18 protein-coding genes are annotated in these 13,622 nt (G+C 62.7%); 13 read left to right on the top strand and 5 right to left on the bottom strand.

Annotated features, from left to right (window positions below; genetic code table 11):
- The first annotated feature begins 139 nt into the window (after window positions 1-139).
- Genes mscL through AC1RBA_RS13010 form a run of 4 tightly spaced genes read left to right on the top strand, consistent with a single transcriptional unit; the run spans window position 140 to window position 2,865 of the window.
- A complete protein-coding gene (gene mscL, locus AC1RBA_RS13025; RefSeq protein ID WP_070223752.1) occupies window positions 140-589 on the top strand; it encodes a large conductance mechanosensitive channel protein MscL in 450 nt (149 codons plus the stop codon).
- Window positions 590-630: 41 nt separating this feature from the next.
- Complete coding sequence (locus tag AC1RBA_RS13020) at window positions 631-1,791, top strand: Do family serine endopeptidase (protein ID WP_071650259.1); 1,161 nt, start codon at window positions 631-633, stop codon at window positions 1,789-1,791.
- A 21-nt stretch (window positions 1,792-1,812) separates the two neighbouring features.
- Window positions 1,813-2,505 (top strand): DUF2461 domain-containing protein, encoded by a 693-nt coding sequence (locus AC1RBA_RS13015; protein WP_070289472.1) that lies wholly within the window; start codon window positions 1,813-1,815, stop codon window positions 2,503-2,505.
- Between the two features lie 15 nt (window positions 2,506-2,520).
- The gene (locus AC1RBA_RS13010) at window positions 2,521-2,865 is read left to right on the top strand and encodes a cupin domain-containing protein (RefSeq protein WP_492418527.1); all 345 of its coding nucleotides are present in this window, start codon (window positions 2,521-2,523) and stop codon (window positions 2,863-2,865) included.
- Window positions 2,866-2,880: 15 nt separating this feature from the next.
- Here AC1RBA_RS13010 and AC1RBA_RS13005 read toward each other — a convergent pair whose 3' ends face one another.
- The 5 genes from AC1RBA_RS13005 to AC1RBA_RS12985 all read right to left on the bottom strand — a co-directional run bounded on the left by AC1RBA_RS13005 (window position 2,881) and on the right by AC1RBA_RS12985 (window position 5,878).
- A complete protein-coding gene (locus tag AC1RBA_RS13005) occupies window positions 2,881-3,921 on the bottom strand; it encodes an NAD(P)H-dependent glycerol-3-phosphate dehydrogenase (protein WP_492418525.1) in 1,041 nt (346 codons plus the stop codon).
- Between the two features lie 68 nt (window positions 3,922-3,989).
- Window positions 3,990-4,451, bottom strand: a complete 462-nt coding sequence (locus AC1RBA_RS13000) for an SH3 domain-containing protein (RefSeq protein ID WP_070223762.1) — start codon at window positions 4,449-4,451, stop codon at window positions 3,990-3,992.
- 82 nt (window positions 4,452-4,533) lie between these two features.
- On the bottom strand, window positions 4,534-5,007 hold the full coding sequence (secB, locus tag AC1RBA_RS12995) for a protein-export chaperone SecB (protein ID WP_010394167.1): 474 nt from the start codon (window positions 5,005-5,007) through the stop codon (window positions 4,534-4,536).
- Between the two features lie 160 nt (window positions 5,008-5,167).
- The gene (gene grxC / locus AC1RBA_RS12990) at window positions 5,168-5,434 is read right to left on the bottom strand and encodes a glutaredoxin 3 (RefSeq protein ID WP_070220900.1); all 267 of its coding nucleotides are present in this window, start codon (window positions 5,432-5,434) and stop codon (window positions 5,168-5,170) included.
- Window positions 5,435-5,461: 27 nt separating this feature from the next.
- Window positions 5,462-5,878 (bottom strand): rhodanese-like domain-containing protein, encoded by a 417-nt coding sequence (locus AC1RBA_RS12985; RefSeq protein WP_070220898.1) that lies wholly within the window; start codon window positions 5,876-5,878, stop codon window positions 5,462-5,464.
- Between the two features lie 106 nt (window positions 5,879-5,984).
- Between AC1RBA_RS12985 and gpmA the strand changes: the two genes are divergently transcribed.
- The 9 genes from gpmA (at window position 5,985) to gspK (ending at window position 13,606) form a co-directional block, all read left to right on the top strand.
- Complete coding sequence (gene gpmA / locus AC1RBA_RS12980; protein ID WP_070313039.1) at window positions 5,985-6,731, top strand: 2,3-diphosphoglycerate-dependent phosphoglycerate mutase; 747 nt, start codon at window positions 5,985-5,987, stop codon at window positions 6,729-6,731.
- A gap of 76 nt (window positions 6,732-6,807) precedes the next feature.
- Window positions 6,808-8,271, top strand: coding sequence for a murein hydrolase activator EnvC family protein (locus tag AC1RBA_RS12975; RefSeq protein WP_492418797.1), 1,464 nt, complete (start codon window positions 6,808-6,810; stop codon window positions 8,269-8,271).
- 47 nt (window positions 8,272-8,318) lie between these two features.
- On the top strand, window positions 8,319-9,812 hold the full coding sequence (locus AC1RBA_RS12970) for a S41 family peptidase (RefSeq protein ID WP_121670870.1): 1,494 nt from the start codon (window positions 8,319-8,321) through the stop codon (window positions 9,810-9,812).
- Between the two features lie 8 nt (window positions 9,813-9,820).
- Window positions 9,821-10,582: a HesA/MoeB/ThiF family protein gene (locus AC1RBA_RS12965; RefSeq protein ID WP_492418522.1), complete on the top strand. Its 762-nt coding sequence runs from the start codon at window positions 9,821-9,823 to the stop codon at window positions 10,580-10,582.
- Between the two features lie 93 nt (window positions 10,583-10,675).
- Complete coding sequence (gspG, locus tag AC1RBA_RS12960) at window positions 10,676-11,128, top strand: type II secretion system major pseudopilin GspG (RefSeq protein WP_070220887.1); 453 nt, start codon at window positions 10,676-10,678, stop codon at window positions 11,126-11,128.
- Between the two features lie 12 nt (window positions 11,129-11,140).
- Complete coding sequence (locus AC1RBA_RS12955; protein ID WP_051991350.1) at window positions 11,141-11,635, top strand: GspH/FimT family pseudopilin; 495 nt, start codon at window positions 11,141-11,143, stop codon at window positions 11,633-11,635.
- Window positions 11,635-12,012 (top strand): type II secretion system minor pseudopilin GspI, encoded by a 378-nt coding sequence (gspI, locus tag AC1RBA_RS12950; RefSeq protein WP_070289523.1) that lies wholly within the window; start codon window positions 11,635-11,637, stop codon window positions 12,010-12,012. The genes AC1RBA_RS12955 and gspI overlap by 1 nt, the downstream gene beginning before the upstream one ends.
- A complete protein-coding gene (locus AC1RBA_RS12945; RefSeq protein WP_070289478.1) occupies window positions 12,012-12,635 on the top strand; it encodes a PulJ/GspJ family protein in 624 nt (207 codons plus the stop codon). The genes gspI and AC1RBA_RS12945 overlap by 1 nt, the downstream gene beginning before the upstream one ends.
- On the top strand, window positions 12,632-13,606 hold the full coding sequence (gspK, locus tag AC1RBA_RS12940; protein ID WP_070289479.1) for a type II secretion system minor pseudopilin GspK: 975 nt from the start codon (window positions 12,632-12,634) through the stop codon (window positions 13,604-13,606). Before AC1RBA_RS12945 ends, gspK begins: the two co-directional genes overlap by 4 nt.
- The last annotated feature ends 16 nt before the right edge of the window (window positions 13,607-13,622 follow it).

Genomic DNA, 13,622 nt, shown 5'->3' with positions numbered 1-13,622 from the left:
TGCAGGAGGTGGCTAGTTCTTTCGAACTAGATGCGCTCGGCTGTGCACGAATTGGTCCTGCCGGCAACCACAAGTTGGTGGCACTGGGAATCAATAGTATGATCGGCATGTTTTTTATACATATCCGAAGGAGAAATTCATGGCAATGATGAAGGAATTTAAAGAATTTGCAATGAAAGGCAACGTCGTCGATCTGGCGGTCGGTGTCATTATCGGTGGCGCCTTCGGCAAGATTGTCGATTCTCTGGTACAAGACGTGATCATGCCGCCCATCGGCCGTATTTTCGGCGGCCTCGATTTCGCCAATTACTATCTGCCCCTGAATGGCCAGGCGACGACCATGACCTTGGTGGAAGCGAAAAAAGCGGGCGCCGTGCTGGCCTACGGTAACTTCCTCACCATTTTGCTCAACTTCATCATTCTGGCTTTTATCATCTTCCAGATGGTGCGCCTGATGAACAAGGCCCGCCGCAGCGAACCGGTCGCGCCAGCCCCGGCACCGGCCACGCCGGAAGACATCGTGCTGCTGCGTGAAATCCGCGACTCCCTGCAGCAGAACGCACGCAACAGCAACAATCTGGCAAAATAAGTCGTTCCGGCACCGGCCGGCTGACCTGGGCAGAGAACTGTATGCGACGATTCTGGTTATTGTTTGCGCAAACCGTGACGATCGCGTTGGCGCTGTACTTTGTGTACGGCGCGCTGCGCCCGGCCAGCCGGGTACAGCAGCTGGGTTCTCCCGCCAAGCCGGTGCCCGTGGTGGAAACGGCGTCGAGCAGCCTGGCGCCCGGTTCCTACCGCGACGCGGCGGCGCGCGCCATGCCCGCCGTCGTCAACATCCTCACCCTGCAAGTGCCCAAGCGCGGCGCCCATCCGCTGGCGCGCGATCCCTTCTTTAAACGTTTCTTCGGCGACCGCGACCCGGACGGCGAGGATGACGAGGACTTGAAAAACAGCCTCGGCTCGGGCGTCATCGTCAGCCATGAAGGCTATGTGCTGACCAACAACCACGTGGTCGAAGGCGCCGACGAAATCGAAGTGGTGCTCACGGATGGCCGCAAGGCGCCCGCCAAGGTGGTGGGCCTGGACCCGGAAACGGACCTGGCCGTGATCAAGATCAACCTCGACAAGCTGCCCGTCATCGTGCTGGGCCAGTCGGAACTGGCGCGCGTGGGCGACGTGGTGCTGGCCATCGGCAACCCGTTCGGCGTGGGCCAGACGGTGACCATGGGCATCATCTCCGCCCTGGGCCGCAACAACCTGCACATCAACAGCTTTGAAAACTTCATCCAGACGGATGCGGCGATTAACTTCGGCAACTCGGGCGGCGCCCTGGTCGATACGCGCGGCAACTTGATCGGCATCAATACGGCGATTTACTCGCAAAGCGGCGGCTCCGTCGGCATCGGCTTCGCCATTCCCGTTTCGACGGCCAAAACGGTGATGGAAGCCATCATCAAGGATGGCCACGTGGTGCGCGGCTGGATCGGCGTGGAAACGCAGGACATCACGCCCGAGCTGGCGCAAAGCTTCAACCTGCAGCGCACCAGCGGCGCCATCATCGCCGGCGTGGTGCGCAACGGCCCGGCCGACAAGGCGGGCATTGTGCCCGGCGATATCCTGCTGACGGTGCAAGGCAAGCCCGTCGGCGACACGACGGAAATGCTCAACCTGATCGCCCAACTGCCGCCCGGCGAAAAAGCTAAAATGACGGTGCTGCGCAAGAATCGCGAAGCGGCACTCGACGTGATGGTGGGCAAGCGCCCCATCCCGAAAGAGCTTTCCAAATAGTTGCTGATCGGAATTTGACACATGCATGTGCGTGATTTGACCCAATTTTTACGTGAACTGAGCGACAACAACAACCGTCCCTGGTTTGTCATGAACAAGCCCCGCTACGACATCCTGCGCGAGGAATTCCTCGCCTTGGTGACGTCGCTGATCGGTGAGCTGGGCAAGTTCGATCCGGCCGTGAAATACTGCAATCCGAAGAAGGCCTTGTTCCGCATCAACCGCGACGTACGTTTCGCGCACGACAAGAGCCCCTATAAAACGCGTTTTTCGGCCGCCATCGCGCCGAACGACATGCGCCGTCCCAGCAAGGCGGGCGGTCCCACGTATTATCTGCAGATCGATGGCCAGGGCAACCTGCTGTTCGGCGCCGGCGAATACATGCCGCCGCCGGGCCGCCTGAAGGCGCTGCGCGAACACATGGTCAACGACGCGCCAGGTTTTTCCAAAGTGCTGAAAAATAAGCGCTTGAAGGCCCGTTTCGGCACCATCCAGAACGAGGGCAAGCTGCAGCGCCCGCCCAAAGGCTTTGAGGCGGATGCCGAACATATCGAATTCATCAAGCTGAAGAGCTTTTTTGTCTGGACCGAAGTGCCGCTGCCCGTCAATGAACCCGAGAAACTGCTGCCGACCCTGGCGGAAGGCTTGAAGGATGCGTGGCCGCTGGTCGAGTGGATGCGCGGCGCGAAAGAGCCGGAGGAAGTCACCGAGTAATTGCCGAAGGAGCACATGATGGCACTGGAGCACGCAAGTTCAGGACAGGTGATCGAGGTGCTGCGCAGGGATGGCGACGACCTGTCGCAGTTTTCCGCCATCGCGCTGGCCAGGACGGATGAACTGGAATTGATCCGCATGTGCATGCCCAAGGGCAAGACCATGCCCGAGCATCATGTGCTCGGTGAAATCACCTTGCTGTGCCTGCAAGGGCAGGTGGCGGTGACGGCGCATGGCGGCGAGCACCTGCTGGGGCCGGGGCAGATGCTGTACCTGCTCGGCGGCCAGGCGCACGCGCTGGAAGCGCGCGCAGACAGTCTATTATTGCTGACCATACTCATGCACAAGGCGGGGTGCTAGCTTCCCCCTAGTGGCTCAGGCCGCCTCGGCGCGCGGATCGCGCGACAGCAACTGCTGCACCATCACGTGCGGCAAATCGCCATCGAACAGCACGCCGGCCACCGCATTGGTGATCGGCATGTCGACGCCCATGCGGCGCGCCAGTTCGCGTACGGCCTTGGCGCACGGCACGCCTTCGGCCACGTGACCGAGTTCGGCCACGATGGTATCGAGGGCTTTGCCTTGCGCCAGGCCCAGGCCGACCCGGCGGTTGCGCGACAGGTCGCCCGTGCAGGTGAGAATCAAGTCGCCCATGCCCGTCAAGCCCATGAACGTTTCCGCCTGACCGCCCAGGGCCGTGCCCAGGCGCGTGATTTCCGCCAGCCCACGCGTGATCAGCGCGGCGCGCGCATTCAAACCCAGGCCCAGGCCGTCGGCCACGCCGGTGGCAATCGCCAGCACGTTCTTGACGGCGCCGCCCACTTCCACGCCTACCAGGTCTTCGCTCGCATACACGCGGATGGTGCCGCCATGCAAGGCCGAGACGACGGCGCCGCGCAAGGTGGCGCTGTGCGAGGCGATGGTCAGCGCGCATGGCAAGCCGCGCGCCACTTCCTGCGCGAACGAGGGACCGGACAGGGCGCCGCCGGGGATATTGTCGCCCAGCACTTCCTGCACGATCTGGTGCGGCAGCAAGCCCGTGCCGCCTTCAAACCCCTTGCATAGCCACACCAGGCTGCCGATGGCCTTGTCTTTCAGCTGATGCAGCATGGGCCGCAAGCCCGCCACGGGGCAGGCGGCGATCAGGAGGCCATGTTCGCCGCCGGCATGCGCGACGGCGGCGTCGAAATCGGCGCTGATGCGCAGCTGCGGCGGCAAAGGGAAGCCCGGCAAATAACTGTTTTCACCGCTGGCGGCCATGGTGGCCATGGCCTCGCCGTTGCGGCCCCACAGCAGCACGTCGTGGCGGCCGGCCTGGGCCATGGCCACGGCCGTGCCCCAGGCGCCGGCGCCGAGGATGGTGATCTTGCGGGGCAGGGCCTTGGCGGCGGGAGATGTATCTGGAGAAACTTGCATGCAACCTCAGTGGGGCGGAAGAAACGGGTGCGGCGCCCGGGCCGGTCGCCCGGTGCGCAGGGCGGGGCTTACAGGCCCCACACTTCGCTGGTCTTGACGTAGCCGCTCTGGCCATCCTTGTGGCGCACTTTGACCCAGCCGGAGCTCGGTTGCTCGCTCATTTCCAGCAGCACGCCCTTGTCGACGAGGATGATGGCGGAGGCGGTGTCGTCGGGGCTGGCGCGCACCTTGAGGTTCGCGGCGCGCGCCACGACGTTGCGCTTGGCGGACAAGCCCTTGGCTTCCGTCCAGGCCATTTCGCCGCTGGCGTCGCGCACCTTGACCCAGTCGCCGTAGCTGAGCACGACTTCCAGCGGCATGCCGCGCGGCGCCACGTACAGCTTGCCGCCCTTTGAGGACGGCGCGTCATACAGGATGACGGGGGTCGCGCCCACCGTCTTGAAATCGACGGCGTGGCTGGCGGCGGTCGCCAGCAACAGTACGGCGCCGGCCATCCAGCGGAACTTGCTCAAGAGCGCACTTTTCAACATGATATTTTGAACCTTAACGAAACACGGCGGCCAGGCCGCCGTGTCAGGCCAGCCTTGACGGCCGGCGGGGTCTTGCAAGAGCTTAGTGCGTTTCGCTGGCTGCTGGTGCTGCTGCAGCGGCGTCAGCAATAGCTTGCAGACGTTGTTGGTAGAACACTTCGAAGTTGATCTCGGCCAGGTGCACTGGCGGGAAGCCGGCACGGGTGATCACGTCGGCGATGTTGGCGCGCAGGTAAGGGTAGATGATGTTCGGGCAGCCGATTCCCAGCAGCGGATCGAGTTGATCGGCAGGAATATTGCGTGCTTCGAAGATACCGGCTTGCTTGCCTTCGACCAGGAAAGCGACTTTATCGCCGACTTTGGCGGTGACGGTGATGGTCACGGTGGCTTCGAAGATGCCGTCGGCCAGAGGTGCAGCGCCCACGTCCAGAGCTACTTCGATCGCTGGCGCTTCTTGTTCCAGGAAAATAGCTGGGGAATTTGGTTGTTCCAGCGACATGTCTTTCAGGTAGACGCGTTGGATTTGGAAGACTGGTTGCAGGTTTTCGTCAGACATGGAACGCTTTCGTTGTAAAGGACAAGAACGGCACACCGTTCAAATATGGTGCTTGCGGTATTCAAACCGCGCCGGATAGGCGCGGCCAGATCAGGTGCGAGGGCAATTGTATCAAAACAATACGACAAAAAACCAAGCAATTTCTCGAACCCGCTTTATATCAGGCTGCCGTGCCATTTAACAAGGGGTCGAGCTTGCCAGCTTGATCAAGCGCATACAAATCGTCGAATCCGCCCACGTGGGTGTCGCCCACATAGATTTGCGGCACCGTGCGCCGGCCCGTGCGTTCCATCATCTTGATGCGCTCTTCCGGGTCGAGGTCGACGCGGATCTTTTGCACGGCGACGCCCTTGGCTTCCAACAGGCGCTCGGCGCGTACGCAATACGGGCACACGGCGGTGCTATACACAATTACGGGGACGGTCATGATGATTCCTTCTAGTTAAATGCCGGCTTACTTCGCCAGCGACAGGGTTTTCAATGGCAAACCCTGCTTTTTCCATTCGTCGAGGCCGCCTTCCAGGCTTGTTGCCTCAGCGAAACCGGCTTTGCCCAGCAGGCCGACGGCGGTTGCCGAACGCGAACCTTTCTGGCAAACCACTACAATGGGGCGCGTTTTGAATTTTTCCAGCTCGCCCATGCGTTTTGCCAGTTCCGGCAGCGGAATATTTTTTGCGTCAGGCAAGTGGCCCGTAGCGAATTCTTCCGCGCTGCGCACATCGACGATGATGGTCTTGCCACGGTTGATCAGTTGCGTGACTTCCAGCACGGTCGCGCGCTTGCCGCGCATCGACAGCAGTGGCCAGAGGAGGGCGCCGCCGGAAATAATGACGATGGCAAACAGAAAAATGTGGTCGATAATGAATTTCACGTAGGGTCCAATGGTTTAAGTCAATCCGCGCATTATAAAATAGAAGCTGGACGAGGTCTTTTTACGTTTTGCTTTTTTGATTTGAACCCCTTGAGAAGATAGAACTATGTACAAAATCGTTTTCATGCGTCACGGCGAGTCCACCTGGAACCTCGATAACCGCTTTACCGGCTGGACCGACGTCGATCTGACGGAAAAGGGCGTCAACGAAGCCAAGGCCGCCGGCCAGATCCTCAAGCAGGAAGGTTTTACGTTCGACGTGGCCTACACTTCCGTCCTGAAGCGCGCCATCCGCACCCTGTGGCTGGCGCTCGACGAGATGGACATGATGTATTTGCCGATCAAGAACGACTGGCGCTTGAACGAGCGTCACTACGGCGCCCTGCAAGGCCTGGACAAAGGCGAGACAGCCGCCAAGTATGGCGACGAGCAAGTACTGGTGTGGCGCCGCAGCTACGACACGCCGCCGCCGCCGCTGGAAGCGAACGACGACCGTGCCTCGTACAACGACCCGCGCTATGCCGGCTTGCCGAAAGCGGCTATCCCGCTGACCGAATGCCTGAAAGACACCGTGGCGCGCGTGATGCCGGCCTGGGATGAGGAAATCGCCCCGGCCATCCGCGCCGGCAAGAAAATCATCATTTCGGCCCACGGCAACAGCCTGCGCGCCCTGATCAAGATGCTCGATGGCATCAGCGACAGCGATATCGTCGGCCTGAACATCCCGAACGGCCAGCCGCTCGTGTATGAACTGGATGCCGACCTGAAACCGATCCGTCATTACTACCTGGGCGACCCGGCAGCGATTGCGGCAGCGCAAGCTGCCGTGGCGAACCAAGGGAAGGCCAAGTAACTTGTTGTCTTTCTTCCGCGGCACAGCGATCGCCCCCTCTGCTGAACGACCCCTGCCGGCGTGGCGCGCCGGCGCCATGCTGTGCGCAGCGCTGCTCTTGTCGAGCGGTGCCGCGCAGGGTGCCAAGCCCACCGAACGCAGCAAGCAGAAAGCGGCCGCGGAAGCACAACGTGCTGGATTGCAACAAAAGCTGACGGCGCTCAAGCGCGACATCAGCCGCACGGAAAGCGCCAAGGATGACGCGGCCGATACCCTGGCCGAGTCGGAAGAGGCCATTTCCAACGCCAACCGCGCCTTGCGCGACCTGGCGCAGGAACAAAGCGAGACGGGCGTGAAGCTGACGGCGCTGGGGCAGGAGCACCAGCAGCTGACGGCCACCGTCGAGAAACAAAAGACGCAGCTGTCAAAGTTGCTGCGTGAACAATATGTCGCCGGCAACGAAGACCGCATCAAGCTGCTCTTGTCGGGCGATAACCCGAACCGCATCAACCGCGACCTGCAACTGATGGCCTATGTGTCGCAGGCGCAGGCGCGCCTGCTCGATGCCTTGCGCGCCAACTTGCTGGCCGTGGAGAAAAACCAGGCGGACGTGCAAAACGCCAAGGACGAGCTGGAAGAAATCGCACAGGAAGAGCGCGACCAGAAGGCTTTGCTGGTGCAGGAGAAGGCGCGCCGCGCCGCCTTGCTGACGAGTTTGTCGCAGCGCCTGGTGGCGCAGCGCAAGGAAGTGGGCAATGTCGAGCGCGACGAACAGCGCATGGGCAACCTGGTCGACAAGCTGGCGAAACTGATCGAAGAGCAAGCCGCGGCCGCCGCGGCCGAAAAGAAACGCCAGCAATTGCTGGCCGAGCAGCGCGCCGCCGCGAAAGCGGCCGCCGACGCCAAGATTGCCGCGGAAAAACGCGAACGCCTGCTGGCCGCGCGCGCCAAGGCGGCCCAGGCGCAGGCCGAACGCGAACGCATTGCGAAAGAGCAACAAAACAAATCGGGCAAGATCAAGCCGCAGACGCCGCCACCGCCGCCCGTGAAGCTCGAACCGATCGACGACGACGAGCCGCCGCAAGTGGCCAAGGTGGCACCCAAGCCCGAACCGAAGCCGGAACCGGAGCCGGAACGCCCAAGCCTGGGCCCGGCCGCGCCGGCCGGTGCCTTTGCCAGCATGAAGGGGCAGCTGCGCGCGCCTGTGGCGGGCAAGATCGCCGCCCGCTTCGGCAGCAAGCGCGGTGACGGCCCCAGCTGGAAGGGCGTGTTCATCCGCACGGGCGAAGGCAGCGAAATCCACGCCATCGCCGGCGGCCGCGTCGTGTTTTCCGACTGGCTGCGCGGTTTCGGCAATTTGATCATCGTCGACCATGGCGGCCAGTACATGAGTATTTATGGCAATAACCAATCCTTGCTGAAACGCGTGGGCGATGCCGTCAAGGGCGGCGACGCCATTGCCAGCGCGGGCAACAGCGGCGGCAACGAGGAATCAGGGCTATACTTTGAATTGCGTCATCAGGGCCGCGCCTTCGACCCCGCCACCTGGGTGAAGTTTTAAGTTCCCACCATTGCTGCGGCAGCAAAATTGTAGATTGCGAAGAATACATGGGTATCAAAGTCAAAAGTATCGGCCTGATCGGTCTGGGCGTACTGGCCGGCATCGGCATGTCGCTGCAGTTCCCGGCCGTGGCGCAGAAAATCACGAATGCCCCGCTGCCGCTCGACGAGCTGCGCCAGCTGTCCGACGTCTTCGGCCTGATCAAGACCGATTACGTCGAGAAGGTGGAAGACAAGAAACTCTTGACGGAAGCCATTTCCGGCATGGTGTCCTCGCTGGACCCGCATTCCGTCTACCTCGATAAAAATGCCTTCAAGGAAATGCGCGAAAGCGTGCAGGGCAAGTTTGTCGGCATCGGCATCGAAGTGAGCATGGAAGACGGCTATGTGAAAGTCGTCTCGCCCATCGAAGACAGCCCCGCCGCCAAGGCCGGCATCCTGGCGGGCGATTTCATCACCCGTCTCGACAATCTGCCGCTGAAGGGCATGCAGCTGGAAGAAGTCATCAAGAAGATGCGCGGCCAGCCGGGCAGCAAGCTGGTGCTGACGATGTCGCGCAAGGGCGAAAGCAAGCCGCTGGTCTTCCCCATCGTGCGCGAGGAAATCCGCGTGCAAAGCGTGAAGGCCAAGATGGTCGCGCCCGGCTATGCCTGGCTGCGCATCGCCCAGTTCCAGGAACCGACCGTCGATGACATGGTCAAAAAGATCAACGCGCTGTATGCGCAAGACCCCAAGCTCAAAGGCCTGGTGCTGGACTTGCGCAATGATCCCGGCGGCGTCGTGCCGGGGGCGATCGGCGTGGCGACGGCATTTCTTCCGGGGAATTCCGTGATCGTGTCCACCAAGGGCCAGTTGCCGGAATCGAAACAGGTGTTTTATGGCCGCCGTGAATTCTATGCGCCGCCGGGCGCCAAGGCCGACCCGCTGGCCAAGCTGCCGGCCGCGCTGAAAACCGTGCCGCTGGTGGTGCTGGTCAATGCCGGTTCCGCGTCCGCCTCGGAAATCGTCGCCGGCGCCTTGCAGGATTACCAGCGCGCCACCGTCATCGGCACGCAGACGTTCGGCAAGGGTTCCGTGCAAACCTTGCGCCAGATCACGGCCGACACGGCCGTCAAGCTGACGACGGCCCGCTACTACACGCCGAAAGGCCGCGCCATCCAGGCGCGCGGCATCGTGCCCGACTTGCTGGTCGATGAAACGGCCGAAGGCGACGGCTGGAACAGCCTGCGCGTGCGCGAGGCGGACCTGGAAAAACACCTGAGCAGCGACGATGGCAAGCCGGAAGCGGCCAAGCCGACCATGGAAGGCATGCAGGATCAGCTGGAAGAAGAGCAGCGCCTGATCGCCACGGCGAAAAAGCGCAAGCCGCTCGAATACGGCGCCAAGGATGATTTCCAGCTGCAACAAGCCCTGAACCACTTCCAGGGCTTGCCGGTGCAGCTGGCCAAGGTGGACCCGAAGGTGGAGAAGATCGGCGCCAAGCCGGAAATCGCTTCCGACATCAAGGCCGATGACAAGAAGATTCCTGTGCGCAAACCGTAGTCGCCGCCATGAACGACGCCCAACTGCTGCGCTACTCGCGCCACATCCTGTTAGACGAGATCGGCATCGAAGGCCAGCAAGCCTTGCTCGATGCGCATGTGCTGGTGATCGGCGCGGGCGGGCTCGGTTCGCCCGCGGCCATGTACCTGGCTGCCAGCGGCGTCGGCAAGCTGACCCTGGTCGATGACGATACGGTCGATCTGACCAATCTGCAGCGCCAGATCGCCCACACGACGGCCCGCGTGGGCCAGCCGAAAGTGCTGTCGGCGCGCGAAACCTTGACCGGCATCAATCCCGAGATAGCCATCATCGCCTTGCAGGAGCGCCTCGATGGCGCGCGCCTGGCCGAACTGGTCTGCTCCAGCACGGTGGTGCTCGACTGCACCGACAACTTCGCCACGCGCCACGCCGTCAACCGCGCCTGCTTGGCGGCGAGGGTACCGCTGGTGTCGGGCGCCGTGATCCGTTTCGACGGGCAAGTGAGCGTGTTCGACCCGCGCACGGGCACGCAACCCTGTTATTCCTGCCTGTTTCCGCAGGAGCAGCAGTTCACGGACGAGGCGTGCTCGACCATGGGCGTGTTCGCGCCGCTGGTGGGCGTGGTGGGCGCCATGCAGGCGGCCGAGGCCTTGAAACTGATCATGGGCGCGGGCGAATCCTTGGCCGGGCGCCTGCTGCTGCTCGACGGCTTGCACATGGAATGGAGCAGCATGCGCGTCGCGCGCGACCCCGGCTGCGCCGTTTGCGGCGAAGTGGTCTTGCCCGCCTGACGGCCGCCGCACAAATTTTTCCCCATATGACAGGCTTTGTCATATTTCCGCTTTATACTCTGCTCTCATTACTCACCTTCTTCTCTCTTTCATATGCAAAACGCAGCAAACCATCCGATACGCCAGCGCCGCGCGCGCGGCTTCACTTTGATCGAAATCATGGTCGTGGTGGTGATCATGGGCATCCTTGCCTCGCTGGTGGTGCCCAAGCTGATCGCCCGCACGGGCGAGTCGAAAGTGGCGGCGGCGAAAGTCGACATCGCCACCGTGATGCAAGCCTTGAAACTGTATCGCCTGGATAACCAGCGCTACCCGACCACCGAGCAGGGCTTGCAGGCGCTGATCGAAAAACCGACCACGGGACCGGCCGCGAATGGCTGGAAAGCGGGCGGCTATCTGGAAAAGATGCCGAAAGATCCATGGGGCAATCCTTACCAGTACCTGTCGCCGGGCGTGAAGGGCGAAGTTGACCTGATCTCGCTGGGCGCCGACGGCCAGCCTGGCGGTAGCGGGGACGATGCCGATATCGGTTCCTGGGAACTGTAAGTTTTCCATTGCATGCCTGCCATGACCACCGGTCGCGCACTGCCCCGGCCACGCGCCAGCGGCTTCACGCTGATCGAGTTGCTGGTGGTGATGGTCATCATCGGCGTCACCCTGGGCCTGGTGTCGCTGAATGCCATGCCGAACGGCCAGCAGGCGCTGCAAAAGGAAGCCGAGCGCATCGCCCTGCTGCTGCAGCTGGCGCGCGATGAAGCCATCGTGCGCAGCCGGCAAGTGGCGTTCGAGGCGGACGAAAATCAATACCGTTTCCTGGTCCTCAATGAAAAGCTGTGGCAACCCGTGACGCAGGACGATTTGCTGCGCGAGCGCGCGTTTGCGAATACCCCCATGCTGCTCAGCGTGCAGCCGTCGAGCAGCGTGGCCCAGCCGCTGCGCATCATCTTCGGCCGTGAACCGGTCGACAAGCCTTTTGTGCTGACCCTGGCCAGCGGCGAGCGCAGCGTGGCCATCCGCGCCGACGGCATCGGCCACTTCACGGTCGAGCAATGATGCGGCGCTCGTTTCGCCGCCAGCGCGGCTTCACCTTGCTGGAAGTACTGGTCGCCCTCGTCATCGTCGGCACGGCCCTGGGCGCCTCGCTGCGCGCCGTCGGCAGCCTGACGCAGAACAGCGACGGCTTGCGCAGCGCCATGATGGCCACCTGGTCGGCGGAAAACCACCTGGTGCGCCTGCGCCTGGCGAAGACGTTCCCGCAGACGGGCAAGCGCACGGTCGATTGCCCGCAGGGCGACTTAAAACTCATCTGCGAGGAAGAAGTGGTGGCCACGCCGAATCCCCGCATCCGCCAGGTGCGCGTGAACGTATATGACGTGCAATACCCGGCCCGGCGCATCGTGCGCCTGGTCTTGCTTTCCTTTAACGACTGATGGCGCGCCGCCCTGTTCCTGCTGACGGTTTCACGCTGATCGAGCTGCTCGTGGCGATCGGCATCCTGGCCATGGTCGCCGTGCTGGGCTGGCGCGGCCTGGACAGCATCATGCGTTCGCGCGAAGTGCTGACCAGCCAGCTCGAGCAGGCGCGCGGCATGCAGCTGGCGTTTGCCCAGATGCAGAGCGATTGCGACCACCTGGCCGGCGCCGGCCAGAACAACAATCTGCTGAATGGCCGCACCAACCTGACAGCCGAGACCGACCGCCTGACCCTGGTGCGCCTGGCCGCGTCGGAGCAGGAGCCGCAGCAGTTGCAAGTGGTCACTTACCGCCTGCGCGGCGGCGTGCTGACGCGGCGCGAGTCGAACGGCACGCGCGACCTGGCCGTGCTCGACACCCTGTGGCAGGCGGCGCGCGACGATACCGATACCTCCAGCGCCGACGTGACCCTGATGCGCGGCGTCGACAGCATGGTCATGCGCGGCTGGAACAATGGCGCCTGGAACGTGCTGACGGCGGGCGCCACCATCTCCACGCAAGTGCCGGGCCTGGAAGTGACCCTGCAGATGCCGGGCCAGGATGCGGGCCTGTCCAAAGTCTTTTTATTGGGGCCGGGATGAAGCCGTTCATTCGCCCCGCGCGCCAGCGCGGCGTGGCCGTCATCACGGCCTTGCTGCTGACGGCGCTGGCCATCACCGTCGTCGCCAGCCTGTTCTGGCAGCAGCAGGTGCAGGTGCGTTCGATGGAAAACCAGCGCCTGCGCCTGCAGACGCAGTGGGCCATGCGCGGCATGGTCGACTTCGCCCGCTTCTGGCTGCGCCAGGACAATCCCATGCTGACGGCGCTCGATGGCGTCTGGGCCACACCCATCGAGGAAGCGCGGCTCGACGATTACGTGGACCGCGAAAAGGTCGACACGGAGAAATTCGACGCCACCGTCTCGGGCCGCGCGCTCGATGCGCAGGCGCGTTTCAATATCACCAACCTGGCCACCGCGACGGGCATCGTCAGCCAGCCCAACGTGCAGGCGTACCAGCGCTTGCTGGCTAACTTGCAGCTCGATAGTTCCCTGGCGCAGGCGACGGCAGATGCCGTGCTGCGCGCGCGGCCGAAACCACGCACCGCCGACAGCGGCGCCGACGGCAAGACGCCCGCCGCCAAGCCCGCCACGGGCGGCGGCAGCGAACCGGTGGCGTTCACGCAGGTCGAGGATTTGCTGGCCGTGCCCGGCTATACGCCGCAGGCCATCGAGAAGCTGCGCGACTTCGTCATCGTCCTGCCGGAGCTCACGCCCGTGAACGTGAATACGGCGCCGGCCGAGGTGCTGGCGGCCGTGACGATGATGTCCTTGTCCGAGGCCAGTGCCCTGACCTTGAGCAATCCGCGTAAAAAGTTTGTCGATAAGTTAAATTTCCAGAATAATATTAATGCTGCACTGATTGAGGGTGTCGAGCTTGACGTGAAGAGCCGCTACTTCCTTACCGTCATCCGCGTGCGGCTGGACCGTGCCGCCCTCGATGCCGTGGCGCTCGTCAATCGAAAAACGGATCCGCAACGCACCACCAGCCTGGTCTGGCTGCGGGAAAATTAACAGCTGAAAGCGAGTC

It is taken from the genome of Janthinobacterium sp. GW823-FHT03B06 (genome assembly GCF_058796955.1).
Note: the sequence above shows the minus strand (reverse complement) of the source record. Positions and strands in the feature narration are given on the sequence as shown.

Coding starts and splice junctions, on each gene's coding strand:
- AC1RBA_RS12955 (WP_051991350.1), top strand. CDS start 11,141: ATGCCTGCCATGACCACCGGTCGCGCACTGCCCCGGCCACGCGCCAGC.
- AC1RBA_RS13010 (WP_492418527.1), top strand. CDS start 2,521: ATGATGGCACTGGAGCACGCAAGTTCAGGACAGGTGATCGAGGTGCTG.
- AC1RBA_RS13020 (WP_071650259.1), top strand. CDS start 631: ATGCGACGATTCTGGTTATTGTTTGCGCAAACCGTGACGATCGCGTTG.
- gspG (WP_070220887.1), top strand. CDS start 10,676: ATGCAAAACGCAGCAAACCATCCGATACGCCAGCGCCGCGCGCGCGGC.
- AC1RBA_RS13005 (WP_492418525.1), bottom strand. CDS start 3,921: ATGCAAGTTTCTCCAGATACATCTCCCGCCGCCAAGGCCCTGCCCCGC.
- gspI (WP_070289523.1), top strand. CDS start 11,635: ATGCGGCGCTCGTTTCGCCGCCAGCGCGGCTTCACCTTGCTGGAAGTA.
- AC1RBA_RS12945 (WP_070289478.1), top strand. CDS start 12,012: ATGGCGCGCCGCCCTGTTCCTGCTGACGGTTTCACGCTGATCGAGCTG.
- AC1RBA_RS12965 (WP_492418522.1), top strand. CDS start 9,821: ATGAACGACGCCCAACTGCTGCGCTACTCGCGCCACATCCTGTTAGAC.
- secB (WP_010394167.1), bottom strand. CDS start 5,007: ATGTCTGACGAAAACCTGCAACCAGTCTTCCAAATCCAACGCGTCTAC.
- AC1RBA_RS12970 (WP_121670870.1), top strand. CDS start 8,319: ATGGGTATCAAAGTCAAAAGTATCGGCCTGATCGGTCTGGGCGTACTG.
- mscL (WP_070223752.1), top strand. CDS start 140: ATGGCAATGATGAAGGAATTTAAAGAATTTGCAATGAAAGGCAACGTC.
- AC1RBA_RS13000 (WP_070223762.1), bottom strand. CDS start 4,451: ATGTTGAAAAGTGCGCTCTTGAGCAAGTTCCGCTGGATGGCCGGCGCC.
- gpmA (WP_070313039.1), top strand. CDS start 5,985: ATGTACAAAATCGTTTTCATGCGTCACGGCGAGTCCACCTGGAACCTC.
- gspK (WP_070289479.1), top strand. CDS start 12,632: ATGAAGCCGTTCATTCGCCCCGCGCGCCAGCGCGGCGTGGCCGTCATC.
- AC1RBA_RS12975 (WP_492418797.1), top strand. CDS start 6,808: ATGCTGTGCGCAGCGCTGCTCTTGTCGAGCGGTGCCGCGCAGGGTGCC.
- grxC (WP_070220900.1), bottom strand. CDS start 5,434: ATGACCGTCCCCGTAATTGTGTATAGCACCGCCGTGTGCCCGTATTGC.
- AC1RBA_RS13015 (WP_070289472.1), top strand. CDS start 1,813: ATGCATGTGCGTGATTTGACCCAATTTTTACGTGAACTGAGCGACAAC.